Below are 19,086 nucleotides of genomic sequence, written 5' to 3'. Positions count from 1 at the left end.
TTGTCGAAAAAGCAAAGGCTAGCCTGGCTTAAGCCCTCGTTACGACAATCACCGGAGCCTGGCTTCGGTTGGCAACGTCATTAATAGGGGAAGAGCCTCATCGCTCTTCCCCTATTTTTGTTTCTGGAGTCTGTAAATGGAAAACCTTGACGCCCTGGTCGGCCAAGCCCTGAAGGCTATCGAACAGGCCGATGATGTCAGCACGCTGGAACAGATCCGTGTGCAATACCTAGGCAAGAAGGGCGAACTGACCCAGGTAATGAAGACCCTGGGCAATATCCCGAACGAAGAGCGCCCCAAAGTTGGCGCCATGGTCAACGATGCCAAGGAAAAGGTCTCAAGCGAGCTCAATGCCCGCAAGAGCACCATGGAGGCAGCGGCTCTCGATCAGAAGCTTGCCGCCGAGCGCATCGACGTCACCTTGCCCGGCCGCGGCCAGGTCAGTGGTGGCTTGCATCCGGTCACGCGCACTATGGAGCGGATCGAACAGATTTTTGCCCACGTCGGTTACACCGTCGAGGAAGGTCCTGAAGTCGAGGACGATTACCACAACTTTGAAGCGCTCAACATTCCCGGCCACCACCCTGCCCGGGCAATGCATGACACCTTCTACTTCAACGCCAACACCCTGTTGCGCACCCATACCTCACCGGTACAGGTACGCACCATGGAAAGTACGCAGCCGCCGATCCGGATCATCTGTCCGGGCCGTGTCTACCGCTGCGACTCGGATCAGACCCACTCGCCGATGTTCCATCAGGTCGAAGGCCTGCTGATCGACGAGGGCGTGAGCTTTGCTGATCTGAAAGGCACTATCGAGCAGTTCCTGCGCGAATTCTTCGAGGCCGATCTGGAAGTACGCTTCCGTCCCTCGTTCTTCCCGTTCACCGAACCTTCGGCCGAGGTGGACATCCGCCGCACGGTGGTCAAGAACGGCGAAGAGAAGGCCGATTGGCTGGAAGTGCTGGGCTGCGGCATGGTGCACCCGGATGTGCTGCGCATGTCCGGCATCGATCCGGAAAAATACCAGGGCTTTGCCTTCGGCATGGGCGTTGAACGCCTGACGATGCTGCGTTACGGAGTGGGCGATCTGCGCATCTTCTTCGACAACGATCTGCGTTTTCTCGAGCAGTTTCGCTAAGCGACGCATCCGCCAATCCCTTTGAAAGCAGGAACCAACAATGAAATTCAGTGAACAGTGGTTGCGCACCTGGGTGAATCCGCCGGTCTCCAGCGATGAGCTGGTTGCGCGCCTGTCCATGACCGGTCTGGAAGTCGACAGCGTGACCGCAGCCGCCGGCGTCTTTAGTGGCGTCGTGGTGGGCGAGATCATCAGTGCCGAACAACACCCCGATGCCGACAAGCTGCGCGTGTGCCAGGTCAGCAGCGGTGGAGAACAGCACCAGGTCGTCTGCGGTGCGCCCAACGCGCGTGCTGGCATCAAGGTACCTTTTGCTACCGTTGGCGCGGTACTCGGTGAAGACTTCAAGATCAAGAAAGCCAAGCTGCGCGGCGTCGAATCCCAGGGCATGCTGTGCTCCGCCGCCGAGCTCAAGCTGTCCGATGACCATGACGGCCTATACGAGCTGCCAGCCGATGCGCCAGTCGGCCAGGATCTGCGCGAATATCTGGGTCTGAACGACGTTATTATCGAAGTCGACCTGACCCCCAACCGGGGTGATTGTCTGTCGATTGCTGGTCTGGCCCGCGAAGTTGCCGCTAACTACGGCGAGCAGGTCTGTCGCCCGACTGTGCCAGCCGTTAACGCGGTCAATGATGACCTGCGCCCGGTCGAGCTGCTGGCCCCCCAGGCGTGCCCACGGTATATCGGCCGCGTCATTCGCAATGTCGACCTGTCACGCCCGACGCCCCTGTGGATGGTTGAGCGCCTGCGTCGCAGTGATATCCGCAGCATTGATGCCGTCGTCGATATCACCAACTACGTCATGCTCGAACTAGGTCAGCCGCTGCACGCGTTTGATCTGGCCGAGATACGCGGTGGCATTCGTATACGCATGGCCGAGGAGGGCGAGAAGCTCGTGCTGCTCGACGGCCAGGAAATCACCCTGCGTGCCGATACCCTGGTAATCGCTGATCACGAACGCCCGTTGGCCATGGCCGGCATCATGGGTGGCGAACATAGCGGCGTCAGCGACAAGACCACCGACCTGTTTCTGGAAAGTGCCTTCTTCGACACCATTGCCATAGCCGGCAAGGCGCGTGGCTACAGCCTGCATACCGATTCTTCGCACCGTTTCGAGCGTGGCGTCGACTGGCAGTTGCAGCGTGAGGCCGCCGAGCGCGCCACTGCACTGATTCTGGATATCGTTGGCGGCGAGCCTGGCCCGATTATCGAAGCGGTTGATCAGGCGTATCTGCCCACGCTCAAGCACATTACCCTGCGTAACGCGCGCATCAGCCAGATGCTTGGCATGCAGATGAGCGACGCGGACATTACGGGCTATCTCACCGGTCTGGGTCTGCAGATCAATGCCGATGGTGCTGAGGAATGGCAGGTCAATGTACCCAGCCACCGTTTCGACATCAGCATAGAAGTAGACCTGATCGAAGAGTTGGCACGCTTGTACGGCTACAACCGTCTGCCGGTCAGTGCGCCCACCGCGGCATTGAATCTGACCGCCAAGCCGGAAACCCGTGGCGAGCTGCCTGTGCTACGGCGTCTGCTGGTTGCCCGTGGTTACCATGAAGCTATTACCTACAGCTTCGTCGAGCCGGGTCTGAACAAGCTCTTTGATCCGCAAATCGAGCCGCTGGCCCTTGCCAACCCGATCTCCAGCGATATGGCTGTCATGCGTACATCGCTGTGGCCGGGCTTGAGCAAAGCGGTACAGTACAACCAGAACCGTCAACAGGGGCGCGTACGCCTGTTCGAAAGCGGCCTGCGTTTTGTGCCCCAGGCCGATGGCCAGTTGCTGCAGGAACCCATGCTGTCTGGTATCGCCAGTGGCAGCCGCGCTCCTGAAGGCTGGGCCAACAGCAACGACAAGCTCGACTTCCATGACGTCAAAGGTGACGTCGAGGCATTGCTGGGGCAGGGCGGCGCGGGCGATCAGTACCGCTTCGAGCCAGCCGAGCATCCCGCCCTGCATCCGGGTCAGACCGCCCGCATCACCCGCGATGGCCAGACCGTTGGCTGGTTGGGCGCGCTGCATCCGCAGTTGGCAACCGAGCTGGATCTGCAAGGCGCCGTGTTTGTATTCGAACTGGCTCTGGGCAAGATCATCAACGGTCGCCTGCCGCGCTTTGCCGAATTGTCCCGGTTCCCTGAAGTGCGACGCGACATTGCCTTGGTCGCCGACAAGACCGTCGTGGCTGCCGAGCTGCTCTCCGATATTCGCAGCAATGCAGGTGATGCACTCAAGAACCTAAGGTTGTTTGACGTCTATGAAGGTAAAGGCATTGATCCGCATAGAAAAAGCCTTGCAATCGGCTTGACGTTACAGCATTCGTCACGCACTCTTACGGATGATGAGGTAAATACTGTTATGGACAAAGTGCTTACATCTCTCGAACAAAGGTTCAATGCCACACTAAGGAAATAGCCTATGGGGGCTCTGACAAAAGCAGAAATGGCAGAACATCTCTACGAGGAGCTTGGCTTCAACAAGCGTGAAGCCAAGGAACTGGTAGAACTGTTTTTCGAAGAGATTCGGAACGCCCTGGAAAGCAACGAGCAGGTCAAACTGTCCGGATTCGGCAACTTTGACCTGCGCGACAAGCGCCAGAGGCCCGGCCGTAACCCCAAGACCGGCGAAGAAATCCCTATTACCGCCCGGCGTGTGGTCACCTTTCGCCCCGGACAGAAACTCAAGGCACGAGTAGAAGCATATGCTGGAACCCAGCCATAACGACGAACTACCAGTTATTCCAGGCAAGCGTTATTTCACCATTGGTGAAGTGAGTGAGCTCTGTGCGGTCAAACCGCACGTATTGCGTTACTGGGAGCAGGAATTCCCCCAGTTGTCGCCAGTCAAGCGTCGTGGCAATCGCCGGTATTACCAGCGCCAGGACGTTCTGATGATCCGTCAGATCCGTGCACTGCTGTACGACCAGGGCTTTACCATCGGCGGCGCCCGTCAGCGCCTGTCAGGTGACGAAGCCAAGGAAGATGTTACCCATTACAAGCAATTGATCCGCCAGACCATCACTGAACTGGAAGAAGTGCTACAGGTTCTGCGCACCCATTGATTTACCCGCATAATGAAAAAAAACTTTCTCGTATCAGATAGTTAATGTATTATGCGACCCGCTTCGACAGACAAAGTCGAAGCACAGTCGGGGCGTAGCGCAGCCTGGTAGCGCACTTGCATGGGGTGCAAGGGGTCGAGTGTTCGAATCACTCCGTCCCGACCAAATAACCCTACTAAATCCAGTCACTTAGCGGCGACTGGATTTTTTTATGCCTGATGATTTCTCTACTTGCAATAAAATACCCCTACAAATACCCCTACAAGAAAAATCTAGGTGGCAACTCTCATTTCTAGTCAAATAGTGTGGAACGATTTACTTGATTTTTTAGGGGGTGTTGGGCGACAAGCAATGGTTTTTTACCGGAGTAGATATTTAGGCAAATATCACGCTCTGGTCGATCAATTTAGGGTGTATCTCCCGTCTACACCGTGATGGTGATTTTCGGTGCGGGTATTATGCTTTATCACCACCCCTAGGGTTCGAGTGATAGAGGTAAGCTCAAGACCCCTATAGGTTCCCTACGTCCATACGATTAACAACTTAGAATGGTTATGAGACGAAAGTAAAAAATTACACAGATGACAGAGGTTATGTAACTAACCTGGAGTAGTCATCATGCCTCGCCATCCTAGTAACACCAATCTGCGAATATACGACAACCATACCTACGAGGGTCTGACCTTAATGTCTAAAAAGGGTCCCTTTGTCGAGGAACACCTTTTCCGCTTAAAGCAGACTATTGAGCTTGCTCTAGAGGAGTACCCCAGACTGCTGGCTTTCAGAGTGGACCTGACGTTGCCAGACGACGGAAACTGGCCGAACTCAGCCTGCACTAATGAGCTCATCAGCAGGTTTATCGAATCATTCAAAGCAAAAATCGAATACAACCGGATTAGAGCCCGTGATAGGAATAAATACGCTCACACATCCAAGGTTAGATACGTATGGTGCCGGGAGATCGGATGGAAAGGGCGCCCACATTACCATTTACTGTTCCTACTAAATCGCAATGCTTTTTTCGGACCGGGTAGGCTTGAGTCAGATGCTGGCAATTTGATCAACCGGCTCAAGCAAGCATGGGCAAGCGCATTAAGGCTGCCTGTGAGTCGAGTAGACGGCTTGGTTAATATCACACGGGATGCGACATACAGGATAAATTGGCATATGAATCCTGATAAGATACGAAACGACCAACTGCTCAATTTATTCAAGAGAGCCAGCTACATGTGTAAGACGGCCACAAAGGCCTATGGAGATCGACAGCATAGTTTTGGGGCTAGTAGGGGGTAAGGCCTAGCGATGTATGATCGGGGTCAAAATAGCCAATTAGTCATTTGCCTCAGGCCCTTACAGTCCACAATTGATCCAGTCGAGTGGTATAGCAAGGGCTTAGCAGCTGGCGTTGCATACCCCATTCAGGCGTCGCAGGTACCCGAGCAGGTTTCAGCGTGTTCTTTCCCCAGCGCTGGTTGATCTGATCCATTGTCTGCATCAAGCGGTCTGATGTCGCTGCCTGAGTAGGGGCAAACAGGTCTGGGGTGTATTGATCGCGCTGGCATAGCCCTAGCAACATGACAGAGGCCTTGGCATACGCAGGGCCTTCCCGGTAAATGTGTTCCAGGCCTTGCATAGCCCCCTGGATCAATAGCCGAGAGTCGTCGGTGGGGTAGGGTAAGTGGACCTGTAGACTGCGCGAGAAACGCTCCTCGTTGGGGTTGAAAAGCCCTGTTCGAATGCCAACCTGGATTACTTTGCACAGTGACTGCTGACCACGGAGTTTTTCGGCAGCTCGCGTGGTGTATGAGGCTACCGCTTGTTGCAGCCCCTTTAGGTCATAGACGCGCTGGCCAAAGGCACGACTACTGCAGATTTCCTGTTTCGCCGGTGCCTCAGGCTCCATATCCAGGCAACTGATGCCCCTTAACTCACGGGCTGTTTTCTCCATCACTACACTGAAGCGTTTGCGCAGCAATGCAGGGTCGGCATTCGAAAGCTCCCAGGCTGTTTTGATGCTCATGGCCTGTAGATGCTCATTCATGCGTCGACCAACGCCCCAGACCTCACCAACGGGCATGACCTTCAGCAGTTTGTCTCTGCGTTCTGGATCGCGGATATCCACCACACCCCCGGTCTGGCGCTGCCAGCGCTTGGCGGCTGCATTGGCCAGCTTTGCCAGAGTTTTGGTGCTGGCAATGCCAACACCCACGGGAATACCAGTTATTTGCAGCACGTCAGCCCGCAATGAGTAACCCAGTTGATCCAACGGCTCGGGAAGCCCGGTCATGTCGGCAAAGGCCTCATCAATCGAATACACCTCAACCAGCGGGAGGCGGCTTTCCAGGGTAGTCATCACCCGCTCACTCATGTCGCCATACAGTGCATAGTTGCTGCTGAAAGCCAAGATGCCGTGCTGACCTAGCTGATCCTTGATCTTGAAGTAAGGCTCGCCCATTTTGATGAACGGCTTAGCCTCTGCACTGCGAGCGATCACGCAGCCATCGTTGTTGCTCAGTACAACAATTGGCGTCTTTGCCAGGTCAGGGCGAAATACGCGCTCGCAGCTGGCATAGAAGCTGTTGCAGTCGATCAAGGCAAAGCTTTTGGGTGCCATGCTCATTTCTCGCAGGGCAGGTGCCAGCGAATACTGTTACGCACAACACCCCAGATCTGCAGTTCATCGCCTTCCAGCACATGCAAGGGCGCAAATTGTGGATTTTCAGGTTGCAAGATCAATTGCTGACCGCGCCGAATCAAGCGTTTGACGAATACCTCGCCGTTGACAGCGGCAACGACAATATCCCCATGTCCGGCTGTAAGAGCTCGGCTGACTACTAAAATATCGCCATCGTGAATGCCCGCGCCGGTCATGCTGTCCCCACGAACGCGTACCAGGTAGGTATGGGGAGCGTGCACATCGAGCAGCTGATCGAGCGAGATCTTCTGTTCCATGTGATCCAGTGTAGCATTCCCATATGAACTCATTCCGCCCATATCTTGTCAGCGCTCGATAGAAATAGAGGCGCTGCCGAGTTCCTCCAGCGCCAAGTTGATGTAGTCGCTGAGGAGGACGCTCAGTTCAGTAGGACTTCTGCCGTGGCTGAGTTCGAGAGCAACATCCTTAAGATTGGACTGTAGGGATTCGACGGCAAGCTTTGCTTTAATCAGGTCCAAGGTGCTTCCAAACCTCGCCACTTCCTCGCAAGCTGCAGGCCGCACCAATTCCTTAACTCCCTTCCGGACAAAACAGTTCACACGAGTTCTCAGACCTGGTACGGATCCTGTTACCTCCAAAAGGTCACGTCCTGCAGTACCTCGAGGCCCAGCCGCATCACCTCCAAGAGTCACATCGCCGGCACCGCGTCCGGCAGGTCCTGTGGCCCTGGGTGACGCTAGGCGGCGGCGACGGAAACCCGGCCTGGCGTTGTAGAGTGGCTGTCAGCGCCGATCACAATCTGTACATCGAGCCCGAGCCGCGTCAGGCATTCGAGCATCATGGCTTCACTGATGCCTCGAAATTGGCCCCGAAGCATCTTGGATACCTTGGACTGAGGCATGCCAAGCACTTCTGCCGCTTGGCCCTGTTTCCATTTGTGGGTCTTGATTATTTCGCCGATCTGGGAGGCCAGTTGGGCCTTTACCTGCATTTCATCAGCATTAGGAATGCCGAGGTCGGCATAAACATTGGCCGTCCTGACTCTGTTTATGAAAGTGTGTCCGGGTTTTAATCAACAACAAGGCCAGCTTCATTGGCAGACTGTTCCAGCCGCTGCTCAGCAACAGCGATACCTTTACGAATGGCCTCTGCGGAGGCGGAATCCTCGAAGCCAGCCAACGCTCGGCGCCAGTAACCGATCGCCTGTTCATAGCGGCCATCGTCGAAAGCCTCAACCCCCAGCATGCCCAACACTGTCGGCTGACGCGGATCCTTATCGAGTGTTTCATCTACCAGCGCCTGAACTTCATAGGTCAGGCTGCCTCCGGCCACATAGAATTTCAACTGAGCCAGTTGGGCCAGAAGATCGGCTCGGCGGCCTTCCAGTTCGATCAATCGCTCCAGGGCGCGAATCGACCGATCTGGCTGACCGACCTTCTGGTACAGCGGAAACAACAAAGCCCAGACCTTGGGATTATCCGGCTGACTCTCGGCCTGCTCTTCGAGCCGGACAATCAGGTTCTCCGGTGAGGCACCGGGAGAGTTAAGAACCTCCTGCACCACGGCATACAGAGCCAGATCGCCATTGGCGCCCACCCATCGATAGCCGGTTACGGTGGCGGCAATCAATGCCGTTATCACCAGAGGGATTACAAAACGTCCTGCCAGCGGGTTCCTGAGAGGCACGCGACGACGGGCCTCGGTGTCCTCCAGAAGATTGCGTTCAAGCTCGTGACGGCTTTCTTCAAAGCGTGCGACGTCAACCTCGCCGCGCTCGCAGGCGCTTTCCAGTGCCGCAAGCCGACGCTCATACACGGCCAGATTCTGCTCCTCCGCGCGGTCATCCGTTTCAAACCCTTGCTGCCAGTCATGGATCGCCCTTGCTCGCCGTAACGGTAGACTCAGGAACCACAGCGCTATAAGCAACAGTGTGCCGATACTTAACCAGAGCATAGTCATTCCGACCTCTCACGATGACGATGAATCAAAGAGGACAGGCGGGCACGCTCCTCCTCGGAGAGCGGCCGCACTCGCCGGTGCCTGCGTGCCCGGACAAAGGCAATCACAACCAGGGCGCCTCCTGCTACCAGCGCTGCCGGCAATGCCCAAAGCAGCCACGTGCGCCCGTCAAGGCGCGGATTGTAAAGAACGAACTCGCCAAAACGATTAGCCATGAAATCAAGAATTTCCTTATCCGCACGCCCCTCATGAAGCATCAGCGCTACCCGCTCCCGCATGTCCGCCGCCACCGGCGAATCGGAGCTGTCGATGGCTTGAGCATCACATTTAGGGCACCGCAATGACGCCGTAAGGTCGCGATAACGCTCCGCCATCACCGGATCCTCGAAATGACGCGCATCAATTGCCGTATCCGCCATCGACTGGAACGAGGCCATCAAAAGCACGATGACCACACAGCAACGGATCTTCAGGGTTAGCGCCATTTCTCTACCTCCATCATGACTTCATCCACCTGGGCGGGCGTTATGTACCCAACGTGCTTGTATCGAACGATACCGTCTGCGTCGACCAGGAAGGTTTCGGGTACGCCATACACGCCAATTTCAAAACCCAGGTCACCGGCAGGATCGAAGATGTTGACCTCGAAAGGTTTTCCGAACTCTTCGAGAAACTGTCGCCCCAGGTCACGGGCGTCTTTATAGTTGATGCCCACCATCTGAATGCCGCGCTCGGAGAGCGCCAGTAGCTGGGGCATTTCCTCCTTGCAGGTCGGGCACCAGGATGCCCAGACATTGACCAGAGATATCTGCCCGCGAAGCAGGGATTCATCCACCTCGGTATCAGGGTCCTCCAGCGTCGGGAGCGTGAACGCGGGAAACGCCTGGCCTATCAGGGCTGACTCGCGAGCACTGGGATCCAGCGAAAGCCCCCGGTACAAAAAGAAGGCCAGGCCAACGAATACCAGAAAAGGAAGCAGCAGCAACAGTCGGCGTATCATGCGCGGACCTCGCGCGTCGGCCTCATCGATTCCCCATTAGCGGCGACTGCACGGCGACGACGGTAGCGACGGTCTGCCACGGCCAGCACGCCCCCGGAGGCCATCAGCAGCGCACCCAGCCAAAGCCAGCGTACAAATGGCTTGACCTGTAGGCGCATTGCCCAGCTGCCGTCGTCCAGTTCCTCCCCCATGGCCACGTAAAGGTCCCGCAACAGGCCGGGGTCGAGTGCGACTTCGGTCATCGGCTGCCCTCGGGCAATGTACAGGCGCTTCTCCGGGTACAGGGTGGTGACAATCCGGCCTTCACGGGCAACCTCGATGGTCGCCGTATCGGCGAGGAAGTTGGGCCCCCGACGCTCGCCCAGTTCGGTCAGCGTAAAATCGTACCCGCCCAGATTCACCTGCTCACCGATATCAAGCCGCACATTACGCTCCATGGCGTAGTTCGACACCATCACCACGCCCACGATGGTGACGGCCAGGCCCACGTGGCCGACCACCATGCCCCAGTATGAAGGGGTCAACTTACGCAATCCGGACAGCGCAGAGGACGCATTGCGGACTTTATCAAACAGGTCGCGCACCAACGCCAGTACTACCCACAGGGCCGCCACCATCCCCAGCGCCACGGCGACATTCCACTGGCCGTTGTAAAGAAACGGTATCGATATCGCAATCGCCAGTGCGGCCAAGCCCGCCCCCAGTAGTCGCCGGAACAGCTCCCGACCGGGCATCTGCTTCCAGCGTGAGACCGGCCCCAGCCCCATAAAGGCACACAGCATGACGGTCAGTGGCACGAACAGGCTATTAAAGTAAGGCGCGCCGATACTGACCTTGCCCAGCCCGAGTGCATCCAGGATCAAGGGGTACAGGGTGCCCATCAGGACCGTGATCGTCATGATGACCAGCAAAATATTGTTGATCAGCAACAGAGCATCCCGGGAAAGCCAGCTAAAGCCCGCATTGGCGCTCATTCGCGGCGCCCGTAGCGCAAAGATCAAAAGCGAGACGCCGACCGTTATTCCCAGCAACGCCAGAATGAAGAGCCCCCGAGATGGATCATTGGCAAAGGCATGAACCGAGGTCAGTACCCCTGAGCGCACCAGGAAGGTGCCCAGTAACGAGAGTGAGAACGTGAAAATCGCCAGCAGTGCCGTCCAGCTCTTGAACGTGCCGCGTTTTTCCGTGACCGCCAGTGAATGTATCAGCGCTGTCCCGCTCAGCCAGGGCAGGAGCGATGCATTTTCCACCGGATCCCAGAACCACCAGCCGCCCCAACCCAGCTCATAGTAGGCCCACCAGCTACCCAGAGCGATGCCGAGGGTGAGAAAAGCCCAGGCAATGTTGGTCCACGGCCGAACCCAGCCCGTCCAGGCCGCATCGAGACGCCCCTCAATCAGCGCAGCGATGGCAAAAGCAAAGACCACTGAAAAACCCACATAACCCATGTAAAGCATCGGCGGATGGATGATGAGGCCGACGTCCTGCAACAACGGATTCAGATCGGCACCGTCGGTTGGTATGCCCGGCAGCAAGCGCTCGAAGGGGCTGGACGTAACGACGATAAAAAGCAGAAACCCTGCGCTGACGACACCCAGAACACCCAGAACCCGTGCCAGCATGTCCCGTGGCAACTCGCGGGAAAACAGACTGACGGCAAAGCCCCAGCCACTGAGAATCAGACTCCACAACAACACCGAGCCTTCATGAGATCCCCAGACGGCGGTGAACTTGTAGTACCAGGGCAGCATCGAGTTCGAATTACGGGCCACATAGTCCACGCTGAAATCATCCAGAAGAAAACTGGCGGTCAGGCTGGCATAAGAAACCAGCAGAAAGGCAAATTGCCCCCACGCCATGGGCTCTGCGAAAGCCATCCACAACGGGCGCCGGGTGGCGGCTCCCAGAAGGGGCACGGTCGCCTGAAGCAGCGACAGGCAAAGTGCAATCAGTAAGGCGAATAGACCAACTTCAGGGACTGTCAAGGTAAGCATTTCTGGACCCTGTTCGGGTAGGTTAAGGGTTCGGCGATGACCGAACCTATCGATGAGGGGTTCTCAGGTATTGCTTCGTTCGCCAGCCGCACGACCGGCTGGCGAACGCCTTATCACTTCCGGCCAGGTTGGCGGGTAACGCGCAGATACGGTGTCTGCTCATCCCATCCCTCAGGGAAGCGTTTTTTGGCCTCTTCGTTGGAGAGCGACGGAACGATGATCACATCCTCGCCATTTTTCCAGTCCACCGGCGTGGCCACTTTATGGTTGTCGGTTAGCTGGAGCGAGTCAATAACGCGCAGGATCTCGTCCAGATTGCGCCCGGTGCTGGGTGGATACGTCAGCATCAGACGGATTTTCTTCGCGGAATCAATAATGAATACCGTACGAACAGTCACTTTGGGGTCGGCTTTTGGATGGATCATTCCGTAAAGGTCTGCAACCACCTGATCCTTGTCTGCCAGGAGAGGAAAGTTAAGCCCTGTGCCCTGGGTTTTCTCGATATCCTTCGCCCAGTCGTTATGGGAATCGAGCGGGTCGACAGACACCCCGATCAGCTTCACTCCGCGACTGGCGAACTCGTCCTTACGCCTGGCGAACGCGCCGAGCTCTGTGGTACAGACGGGGGTGTAGTCGGCGGGGTGTGAAAACAGCACGGCCCAGTCGTCTCCCAACCACTCATGAAACTGAATGTTTCCTTCGGTGGATGCGACGGTGAAATCGGGAGCGGTTTCTCCAAGTTGCAATGTCATCGTTTCATTCTCCTTTGCTTTGGCTGTCGTTCTCGGTTTGTCAGTACAGACGATATCTTTAAAGTCAACTTTAAGGTCAAGGCGTTTGTCAGATGTTTTTTAGCCTGATCCATCGAGCTCGACGTTCGTGCCCGATTTTTCGGGTATAAAACTGACATAGAGGAAAAGCACGGTGCCCAGCACAATGGCGATATCGGCAAGGTTAAAGGCTGGCCAGTGCCAGGATTGCCAATAGACATCAAAGGAATCCACAACATAGCCACGAAATATCCGGTCAATCAGGTTGCCCATGGCACCGCCAAGAATAAGGCTGTACGCGATGGCTTCTCCCCTGCGGCGGCACTGAAGAATCAGCCCGGTCAGTACAAATGAGACAACTACCGCGACTGTGATAAGAAAGTATCGCTGCCAACCTCCGCCATCGGCAAACAGGCTGAATGCGGCGCCGGTGTTCCAGACATGAACCCAGTTAAAGAACGGGGTCACCGGAATCGATTCGCCATACGCCATTGACTGCTGGACCAGCCATTTTACAACCTGATCAGACGCCGCAATCAGGCCCGAAATCGCCAGCAGGCTATACGGCAAGAGTTTTTTGGTAACGATGGACATTGTTTAACCCTTAAGCGCCAGGATGCGCCTGGCACCGTTGAGTACGATAATCCCCGCAATGCTGCCGATGATCAGGTCCGGGTAATTGGAGCCAGTCCACGCGACCAGGGCGCCAGCGGTAATGACCCCCAGATTGATGACCACATCGTTGGCTGAGAATATCCAGCTCGCCTTCATGTGCGCCCCACCCTCTCGATGTTTGGATATCAGCAGCAGACAGGTGGTGTTGGCGATCAATGCGACGAATGCAACCCCAATCATTACCAGCGACTCAGGCTCACTGCCGAAGACAAAGCGCCTGACCACCTCTGCGAGTACGCCCACAGCCAGTATCAGTTGGAGTACGCCCGCGAGATGCGCCGCACGCACCTGCATTTTCACGCTGTGCCCAACCGCATACAGGGCGAGCCCATACACGGCCGCGTCGGCGAAATTGTCCAGGGATTCTGCAATCAAACCGGTGGAGTGCGCGATCAGGCCGGCCGTCATTTCCACCACAAACAGGACAGCATTGATACCGAGCAACCAACGCAGGGTGCCCGACTCCTGCTCGGCCGAGATAGCCGTACCCCCGAGCGCCTTGATTGATTCAGGGTCGGCAGCGGCCGTTTCCTGAAGCGAAGCTCCCAGCCCGAGGGTCGCCAGCTTCGCGGTGATAGGCTCAGCCTCGCCATCGTGCACAACCTTCAACCGCCGATCAGACAGGTCGAAGGACAGCCCGCGAATGTCTTCAAAACCATTCAGGGCCAGTCGAATCATCCGTTCCTCCGAAGGACAATCCATCTTCGGTACGGTATACACACTGATCCAGTTGCCGGACGCTTCAGAGGCCTCCGACCCGGCGTTACCCTCGGCGGACGTTGCGTCGCAGCCACAGGCGTCTTCACAGGATTTACTCATGATACGGCTCCACTTGAGTATTGTCGGATTATGATTTAAAACCATATAGCCACTATAAGGTCAATAGAGCAGATACCATTTGTTGAGGAGACACCCGATGCGCATTGGTCAGTTGGCGCGGTCCGTAGGGGTTGACACCCAGACCATCCGTTTCTATGAGCGAGAGGGCTTGTTACCACCGCCGGATCGTCAGGACAACGGCTACCGTATTTACACTGAACGGCATGTTGAGCGACTGGCCTTCATCCGGCGCTGCAGAATACTTGAGCTATCACTCGCTGAAATTCACGAGTTACAGCGTTATCAGGGCGCGCCCCATCAGCCTTGCAGGGCCATCAACACCTTGCTTGATGATCACATCGCTCAGGTACGGTCTCAGATAACCGATCTGCAGGTACTGGAGAAACAACTTGTGTCGCTGCGAGCAAGTTGTAACGATGATCGGGAAATTGAGGCCTGCGGGGTTCTCGAAGGGCTCAGCGAAGGAAACATGCAGCAGTAGCCTGAAGCACTTATGCTCAGTATTAGGGTAGCCAGCGCGGAAAGATCAAGATACTTGCGTAGGTGCTGAACATCCGCTCCCTGGCAGAGTTTTTCGGCAACACGTAGCCTGAGTAGTCGGCAGATGGAGCAAGCACTTCATCATGTCTTGTTTCGTTGAAAAGGCTGCATCAACTGCTGCCAGTAGTTCGTTGGGTAATTCGGCTCTGAAGCAATACCGAGATCCTTAGTGCCGATCGTTCGCTCGGAATCGAAGTAAGCCGTGCCTAAAAAGCGATCAGTCAAGGTGGTAAAAAGCCCGAAGTTCACATCACCCTCTTTTGCCGTATTCAAATGATGGAAACGATGTACGGAGTTGATTGCGAGAACCTTTTTCAGCGGTCCGGTAAAATACGCTACATTCGAGTGTTGCAGTAGCAACTGGAGCACAACTGCAACCACCAACAACATCAGGACATTCTGCGGTACTCCTATAATGAGCAATGGTGTCGTTCCGGCAACTGTTTCTATAGATTGATGCAGTGGATGTTTCATAAGCCCATTAAAGCCGTACAACCGTTTTACGCTGTGATGAACAGCATGTAGGCGCCACAGAAACCGGAGGCGATGACTCGCAAAATGCGCCAGGGTGATACCGATATCAGAAATGAGGATTGCCAACAGCAATTGGAAAACCAGTGGCCAGCTGGAAGGCCAGATCGGTGCCAAAACGAGCAATCCTGCAATTAATGGGAGTACAGCTATGCCAATAACATTAAGCGACTCGTTCATGAGTGCATGGAGCATATCGCGCCGCTGATCCTGTTGAGGCTCATTAAACGCCCGATCATAGGGGATAAGTCTTTCAGTGGCGAAAGAAATCCCTATAAACACCAGGATCAAAAACCCCAGCCAACCGGCGTTGAAACCTTCGGCAACGAGATAGACAGCAACACCATTACCCACGAGCAAAAACAACGGCAAATACAAAAGCCTAACTAACCACATTACGTTACGAATCATTCCAACAGTCCTCGCTAACTAGAGCGTTCAGCATCTCACGGATGCACGCAGCCAAATTGAACGAAAGAGCTGATTATTTGGATAAAAGCCGTTGAATAACCGTTGGGGAAACGCCAAATGCCTCAGTAACAGACCTGCAGAAATGGGCTTGATCAGAAAATCCCGAAGCAATTGCTGCATCAGTAAGTGACATCTCGCGCGATAACTCAAACCCGGTTAGTAGCTTTAGCCATTTTCTATAGCTGCGCAAAGGTAAACCGGTACATTCGGTAAACCAGTGGGAAAAATGGCTTGGAGAAAGGCAAACCATTTTCGCCAACTCGGCTCGTGAGACTGATCGTCCTCCCGATGCTTCGGCATTCAATGCTTCTAAAACGTCGCTCAACCTGCTCTTTGGACCAGATGGCTTACTACCCCGGTATTGTCGCTCGAAAGCTTTCAGTGCAATTAACAGGTTTTCGGTGCCAGTAAAGCGAGACAAACACTCCGTAATGAAATCCTCTTCGAGTGCCCGGATGGATCGCTTCGACGGGTTTTTGATATAAGGCAGTAAAGCATTGCAGACATCAAGGTTTGGATCGATGTAAATACACAGTACCCTGGACAGTTTTAATTGATGGGTAACTCCAGCTGGTATCCACAACCCCCTTCTCTCGCACCGTGTTTCACCGGACATGACTTCAACGCTTGCGTCTAAACCGATCACGATTTGATGAGCCCAATGTTTATGGGGCTTATTGTCTCCCGACTCTCCATGGAAGGCGCCCATGCCTGGCTTTATCGCTACGGAGCCGAGCCATGGGTTCAATAAAGTCTTTGGTTTGGTCATCGCCTCATCTCTGCAAAGACAGACTTTCAGTCGGAGTGACCCTCGGTCAGTTCCGAATCCCGTCAATGGCACGGATCATCAAATCCACCATGGCCGGGCTGTCCCATTCCGCGGCACCGACCAGGCGGCCAATTTCGCGACCGTCATGATCAAGCAGCAGCGTTGTAGGAACACCTTCTATGCCTAGCGTTGAGGTCGCCAGTGTGGACGGATCAATATACTGGCGAAGATGCTGAATGCTTGTTTCCCGGTAGAATTTTTCAACAACGCTGATGCCTACGTGGTCAACGGACAGCGCGACCACTTCAAATTGCTCGCCGCCCAGTTTAGCCTGGAGTGAGTCAAGCGTCGGCATTTCCTCACGGCAGGGTGCGCACCAGGTCGCCCAGATATTGAGCAAAATCGCCTTACCCTTAAAGTCAGCCAGTGTCAGCGGCCTGCCGTTTTCGTCTTCAAAAGCCAGCTCGGGCAGAGTGCGAGGGGACTCCCAGATCAGGAACCCCTGGGGCCCCACGGACTTCGGAACCTTCCCTGCAGCCATAACTTGAGCGGCTATGGAAATAGCAAGCGCAAAAAGGACTACGGCGATTCCCCGGGCGGCAGATATGCGCTGGTGACTCATTGGACATTACTCCTGATTACAGTGGTCGGTTTGTTGCCGGCATGGTGCCCCACGCGTTACTCACTCTGTAACAGCTCTTCAATTCGCCCGTGCAGTCGGCCCCAGAACCCATCATCGGCTGCCGCGTTGGGGCCTTTGGCAATGGCCGTCAGGTAGGTCACCAGGTGTTCAGGCTTGAATTTCAATCCATGGAACCGGGCCCGCATCTGCCCTTCCGGGTCAATCACGTGGGTTACCACACCATGGACCTGTACACCCTCACCCGTATCCCTGAACTGAACGCCGTAGGCTTTAGCAAGTTCTGGTGTCAGTTCAGGTGGTTCCATCCTGGCTCGGTAGAGGAATTGCCAGTTGCGGGGATTCAGATCGAAATTCTCGCCGTAGGCACGCATGTTTCTCCGGGTGCCTGCAACATCTTCCCGGTCCGTGGCAATGGTGATGAACACCACCTCTTCACTCAGCCCTTCTTCTTCAACCCCGGTTTGCAACTGCCGGATCAGGTTCATATGCAAAGGGCAGGCCTCGGTACAGCGCGTGTAGAGAAAGTTAAGCACAACGGTTTTGCCGTTTAAGTCGGCAAGGGCAAGGGTATTGCCATCAACGCCTGTAAGATCAAATTCAGGGGCCGGCTGATCCACAAACTGGGCATACCGCTCTTTCTCGTTCAACGAGGCCTCCACATCTTCCATGGAATGGGCCATGGCATTGGTGCTGACCTGGGCAACCATGGCAATCAGCAATTCTGAATACACTGTTCACAGTCATTCTCCATTTGAGTTGTTTTCCGAAGGGAGTCCCGGTTTATTGTGGCTTGATATCGTCCAGATTCAGCGCAACGGGCAGGTCAGCTGGTGCCAGGCAAACGCCCTCGTCACTGCAGGCCTGTACCCGTACCGTCATGTCTAGCTTGCCTGCCTCTTTCAGCGCGGCGGTCTGTTTTTCGTCTGGCAGCAGCCGGATACTCGCACCGTCGTCGTACACCTCCAGGGCGGTGTCACCCAGTGTGATGTCACTGACCCTGCCGCGGGGGTACTGGGTCGGGATGTCAAGCGACTGACCGTTGACCGAAGAACTGGCGACGGTGGGAATCAGTAACTCCATGGAGGCCGGGTTGGCGTTCACGTGCCAGCCCGATTCAATGTCCAGTGTCAGAATAATTTCACCGGTCTCCCCTATCAGGGCTTTGCCGCCTTCCGCAAGATTGAGGCGGACCTTATCGGAAGAATCTGCCAACCCCGTGCGGGCAACTGGCGCCTGGGGGTCGGAATTGGCTCGTTCGGTCTGGGCCGAGCCAGGAGCGTTTCCGGAATTGGTACCGATCAACGTGAACGCCGCGATCGCGATCAGAAAAACCGCTACGCCGGTCAGCAATACTTTGGTTCGGGTTGTCATGGTTCATCTCCAGTAGCTAGCGTTGTGAGTTCTCGGTGCGGTTGATCGCCTCGACCAGGCTGTCGGTATCAAATAGCCCAGTGAAACGGGCGACAACGGTGCCGTCAGCGTCAAAAATCGCCGCAAAAGGTAAAGCCTGCCCTCCCGTTGCGGTTAACAATGCGTCTTTTTCGGGATCGCTTGCTGTCACATCAACCTGAATCGGCACCATGCCGGCCCGCGCTACGGCTTCAGCCACAGCGGGCTCTTTATACACGGTGCGCTCCAGGACCTTGCAGTTGATGCACCAATCGGCAGTGAACTCCAGCAAATACGGTGTGTCCCGGGCTTTTGTGTCCGCCAGGAGTTCTGCGGAGTAGGGCTGCCAGACAAGTTCGTCTTCGCCGCTGCCCAACGGAGATGCGAATACCACTGTCACCGCAAGGGCAAGGCCTGTCGCCGTTGCAGTGATCACGCGAACGGCACCGCTCCCCTGAACGAAACGACGGAGACCCCAGACCAGCACCAGCGCCAGCCAGGCCCACCACAGCCAGGGGTATACCGCTTTGGGCACCAGGCTCGCGCTGAAAAAGACGGCGGCGGCCAGCAATATCAGCGCGAGCACTTCTCGAATGGCCAGAGTCCAGGGCCCCGCCTTGGGCAACCGGCTCAGCCACTT

23 protein-coding genes and 1 tRNA gene are annotated in these 19,086 nt (G+C 55.7%); 7 read left to right on the top strand and 17 right to left on the bottom strand.

Features of this window, described 5'->3' with window-relative positions; all coding sequences use genetic code 11:
• The first annotated feature begins 136 nt into the window (after positions 1–136).
• From pheS to AAC076_RS16710, 6 genes are all read left to right on the top strand, one after another.
• On the top strand, positions 137–1,141 hold the full coding sequence (gene pheS, locus AAC076_RS16735; protein ID WP_339847900.1) for a phenylalanine--tRNA ligase subunit alpha: 1,005 nt from the start codon (positions 137–139) through the stop codon (positions 1,139–1,141).
• Positions 1,142–1,181: 40 nt separating this feature from the next.
• On the top strand, positions 1,182–3,563 hold the full coding sequence (gene pheT, locus AAC076_RS16730; RefSeq protein ID WP_339847898.1) for a phenylalanine--tRNA ligase subunit beta: 2,382 nt from the start codon (positions 1,182–1,184) through the stop codon (positions 3,561–3,563).
• A 3-nt stretch (positions 3,564–3,566) separates the two neighbouring features.
• Positions 3,567–3,869 carry an integration host factor subunit alpha gene (gene ihfA / locus AAC076_RS16725; RefSeq protein WP_022964138.1) on the top strand — a complete coding sequence of 101 codons (303 nt, stop codon included), beginning with the start codon at positions 3,567–3,569 and terminating at the stop codon, positions 3,867–3,869.
• On the top strand, positions 3,850–4,209 hold the full coding sequence (locus AAC076_RS16720) for a MerR family transcriptional regulator (RefSeq protein ID WP_022964137.1): 360 nt from the start codon (positions 3,850–3,852) through the stop codon (positions 4,207–4,209). The genes ihfA and AAC076_RS16720 overlap by 20 nt, the downstream gene beginning before the upstream one ends.
• 88 nt (positions 4,210–4,297) lie before the next feature.
• Positions 4,298–4,374 (top strand) — tRNA-Pro (locus AAC076_RS16715).
• 453 nt (positions 4,375–4,827) lie between these two features.
• On the top strand, positions 4,828–5,502 hold the full coding sequence (locus tag AAC076_RS16710; protein WP_339847895.1) for an inovirus Gp2 family protein: 675 nt from the start codon (positions 4,828–4,830) through the stop codon (positions 5,500–5,502).
• A gap of 49 nt (positions 5,503–5,551) precedes the next feature.
• Here AAC076_RS16710 and umuC read toward each other — a convergent pair whose 3' ends face one another.
• The 11 genes from umuC to AAC076_RS16655 all read right to left on the bottom strand — a co-directional run bounded on the left by umuC (position 5,552) and on the right by AAC076_RS16655 (position 14,082).
• A complete protein-coding gene (gene umuC, locus AAC076_RS16705) occupies positions 5,552–6,829 on the bottom strand; it encodes a translesion error-prone DNA polymerase V subunit UmuC (protein WP_339847893.1) in 1,278 nt (425 codons plus the stop codon).
• Complete coding sequence (gene umuD, locus AAC076_RS16700; RefSeq protein ID WP_339847891.1) at positions 6,826–7,194, bottom strand: translesion error-prone DNA polymerase V autoproteolytic subunit; 369 nt, start codon at positions 7,192–7,194, stop codon at positions 6,826–6,828. The genes umuC and umuD overlap by 4 nt, the downstream gene beginning before the upstream one ends.
• 15 nt (positions 7,195–7,209) lie before the next feature.
• On the bottom strand, positions 7,210–7,383 hold the full coding sequence (locus tag AAC076_RS16695) for a hypothetical protein (RefSeq protein WP_158611315.1): 174 nt from the start codon (positions 7,381–7,383) through the stop codon (positions 7,210–7,212).
• Positions 7,384–7,601: 218 nt separating this feature from the next.
• Entirely contained in the window at positions 7,602–7,916 is a 315-nt protein-coding gene (locus tag AAC076_RS16690) for a helix-turn-helix transcriptional regulator (RefSeq protein ID WP_084672174.1), read from the bottom strand.
• A gap of 17 nt (positions 7,917–7,933) precedes the next feature.
• Complete coding sequence (gene ccmI / locus AAC076_RS16685; protein WP_127061379.1) at positions 7,934–8,824, bottom strand: c-type cytochrome biogenesis protein CcmI; 891 nt, start codon at positions 8,822–8,824, stop codon at positions 7,934–7,936.
• Positions 8,821–9,309, bottom strand: a complete 489-nt coding sequence (locus tag AAC076_RS16680; RefSeq protein WP_022964276.1) for a cytochrome c-type biogenesis protein — start codon at positions 9,307–9,309, stop codon at positions 8,821–8,823. The genes ccmI and AAC076_RS16680 overlap by 4 nt, the downstream gene beginning before the upstream one ends.
• Positions 9,300–9,824 carry a DsbE family thiol:disulfide interchange protein gene (locus AAC076_RS16675; RefSeq protein ID WP_022964277.1) on the bottom strand — a complete coding sequence of 175 codons (525 nt, stop codon included), beginning with the start codon at positions 9,822–9,824 and terminating at the stop codon, positions 9,300–9,302. The genes AAC076_RS16680 and AAC076_RS16675 overlap by 10 nt, the downstream gene beginning before the upstream one ends.
• Entirely contained in the window at positions 9,821–11,818 is a 1,998-nt protein-coding gene (locus tag AAC076_RS16670) for a heme lyase CcmF/NrfE family subunit (protein WP_339847888.1), read from the bottom strand. Before AAC076_RS16670 ends, AAC076_RS16675 begins: the two co-directional genes overlap by 4 nt.
• A gap of 113 nt (positions 11,819–11,931) precedes the next feature.
• Positions 11,932–12,570, bottom strand: coding sequence for a peroxiredoxin (locus AAC076_RS16665; RefSeq protein WP_339847887.1), 639 nt, complete (start codon positions 12,568–12,570; stop codon positions 11,932–11,934).
• Positions 12,571–12,669: 99 nt separating this feature from the next.
• A complete protein-coding gene (gene lspA / locus AAC076_RS16660) occupies positions 12,670–13,182 on the bottom strand; it encodes a signal peptidase II (RefSeq protein ID WP_339847885.1) in 513 nt (170 codons plus the stop codon).
• A gap of 3 nt (positions 13,183–13,185) precedes the next feature.
• Complete coding sequence (locus AAC076_RS16655) at positions 13,186–14,082, bottom strand: cation transporter (RefSeq protein WP_339847884.1); 897 nt, start codon at positions 14,080–14,082, stop codon at positions 13,186–13,188.
• 97 nt (positions 14,083–14,179) lie between these two features.
• Here AAC076_RS16655 and cadR point away from each other — a divergent pair, with 97 nt between their 5' ends.
• Positions 14,180–14,584: a Cd(II)/Pb(II)-responsive transcriptional regulator gene (gene cadR / locus AAC076_RS16650; protein ID WP_096346791.1), complete on the top strand. Its 405-nt coding sequence runs from the start codon at positions 14,180–14,182 to the stop codon at positions 14,582–14,584.
• 140 nt (positions 14,585–14,724) lie between these two features.
• Here cadR and AAC076_RS16645 read toward each other — a convergent pair whose 3' ends face one another.
• The 6 genes from AAC076_RS16645 to AAC076_RS16620 form a co-directional block, all read right to left on the bottom strand.
• A complete protein-coding gene (locus tag AAC076_RS16645) occupies positions 14,725–15,585 on the bottom strand; it encodes a sterol desaturase family protein (protein WP_339847880.1) in 861 nt (286 codons plus the stop codon).
• A 73-nt stretch (positions 15,586–15,658) separates the two neighbouring features.
• Positions 15,659–16,414: a helix-turn-helix transcriptional regulator gene (locus AAC076_RS16640; RefSeq protein ID WP_096346789.1), complete on the bottom strand. Its 756-nt coding sequence runs from the start codon at positions 16,412–16,414 to the stop codon at positions 15,659–15,661.
• 46 nt (positions 16,415–16,460) lie between these two features.
• Complete coding sequence (locus AAC076_RS16635; RefSeq protein WP_096346788.1) at positions 16,461–17,036, bottom strand: TlpA disulfide reductase family protein; 576 nt, start codon at positions 17,034–17,036, stop codon at positions 16,461–16,463.
• A gap of 56 nt (positions 17,037–17,092) precedes the next feature.
• Positions 17,093–17,788, bottom strand: coding sequence for an SCO family protein (locus AAC076_RS16630; RefSeq protein ID WP_011784891.1), 696 nt, complete (start codon positions 17,786–17,788; stop codon positions 17,093–17,095).
• A 49-nt stretch (positions 17,789–17,837) separates the two neighbouring features.
• Complete coding sequence (locus AAC076_RS16625; RefSeq protein ID WP_096346787.1) at positions 17,838–18,428, bottom strand: protein-disulfide reductase DsbD domain-containing protein; 591 nt, start codon at positions 18,426–18,428, stop codon at positions 17,838–17,840.
• Positions 18,429–18,444: 16 nt separating this feature from the next.
• The coding region (locus tag AAC076_RS16620; protein WP_339847877.1) for a thioredoxin family protein at positions 18,445–19,086 on the bottom strand (642 nt) is incomplete at its 5' end.

This window comes from uncultured Halopseudomonas sp. (genome assembly GCF_963977355.1).
GTDB lineage: Bacteria > Pseudomonadota > Gammaproteobacteria > Pseudomonadales > Pseudomonadaceae > Halopseudomonas.
This window is presented reverse-complemented; position numbering and strand designations above follow the sequence as displayed.

Bases quoted from the DNA above. Each gene is read 5' to 3' on its own strand.
- pheS (WP_339847900.1), top strand. From the start codon at position 137: ATGGAAAACCTTGACGCCCTGGTCGGCCAAGCCCTGAAGGCTATCGAA.
- pheT (WP_339847898.1), top strand. From the start codon at position 1,182: ATGAAATTCAGTGAACAGTGGTTGCGCACCTGGGTGAATCCGCCGGTC.
- ihfA (WP_022964138.1), top strand. From the start codon at position 3,567: ATGGGGGCTCTGACAAAAGCAGAAATGGCAGAACATCTCTACGAGGAG.
- AAC076_RS16720 (WP_022964137.1), top strand. From the start codon at position 3,850: ATGCTGGAACCCAGCCATAACGACGAACTACCAGTTATTCCAGGCAAG.
- AAC076_RS16710 (WP_339847895.1), top strand. From the start codon at position 4,828: ATGCCTCGCCATCCTAGTAACACCAATCTGCGAATATACGACAACCAT.
- umuC (WP_339847893.1), bottom strand. From the start codon at position 6,829: ATGAGCATGGCACCCAAAAGCTTTGCCTTGATCGACTGCAACAGCTTC.
- umuD (WP_339847891.1), bottom strand. From the start codon at position 7,194: ATGAGTTCATATGGGAATGCTACACTGGATCACATGGAACAGAAGATC.
- ccmI (WP_127061379.1), bottom strand. From the start codon at position 8,824: ATGACTATGCTCTGGTTAAGTATCGGCACACTGTTGCTTATAGCGCTG.
- AAC076_RS16680 (WP_022964276.1), bottom strand. From the start codon at position 9,309: ATGGCGCTAACCCTGAAGATCCGTTGCTGTGTGGTCATCGTGCTTTTG.
- AAC076_RS16675 (WP_022964277.1), bottom strand. From the start codon at position 9,824: ATGATACGCCGACTGTTGCTGCTGCTTCCTTTTCTGGTATTCGTTGGC.
- AAC076_RS16670 (WP_339847888.1), bottom strand. From the start codon at position 11,818: ATGCTTACCTTGACAGTCCCTGAAGTTGGTCTATTCGCCTTACTGATT.
- AAC076_RS16665 (WP_339847887.1), bottom strand. From the start codon at position 12,570: ATGACATTGCAACTTGGAGAAACCGCTCCCGATTTCACCGTCGCATCC.
- lspA (WP_339847885.1), bottom strand. From the start codon at position 13,182: ATGTCCATCGTTACCAAAAAACTCTTGCCGTATAGCCTGCTGGCGATT.
- AAC076_RS16655 (WP_339847884.1), bottom strand. From the start codon at position 14,082: ATGAGTAAATCCTGTGAAGACGCCTGTGGCTGCGACGCAACGTCCGCC.
- cadR (WP_096346791.1), top strand. From the start codon at position 14,180: ATGCGCATTGGTCAGTTGGCGCGGTCCGTAGGGGTTGACACCCAGACC.
- AAC076_RS16645 (WP_339847880.1), bottom strand. From the start codon at position 15,585: ATGATTCGTAACGTAATGTGGTTAGTTAGGCTTTTGTATTTGCCGTTG.
- AAC076_RS16640 (WP_096346789.1), bottom strand. From the start codon at position 16,414: ATGACCAAACCAAAGACTTTATTGAACCCATGGCTCGGCTCCGTAGCG.
- AAC076_RS16635 (WP_096346788.1), bottom strand. From the start codon at position 17,036: ATGAGTCACCAGCGCATATCTGCCGCCCGGGGAATCGCCGTAGTCCTT.
- AAC076_RS16625 (WP_096346787.1), bottom strand. From the start codon at position 18,428: ATGACAACCCGAACCAAAGTATTGCTGACCGGCGTAGCGGTTTTTCTG.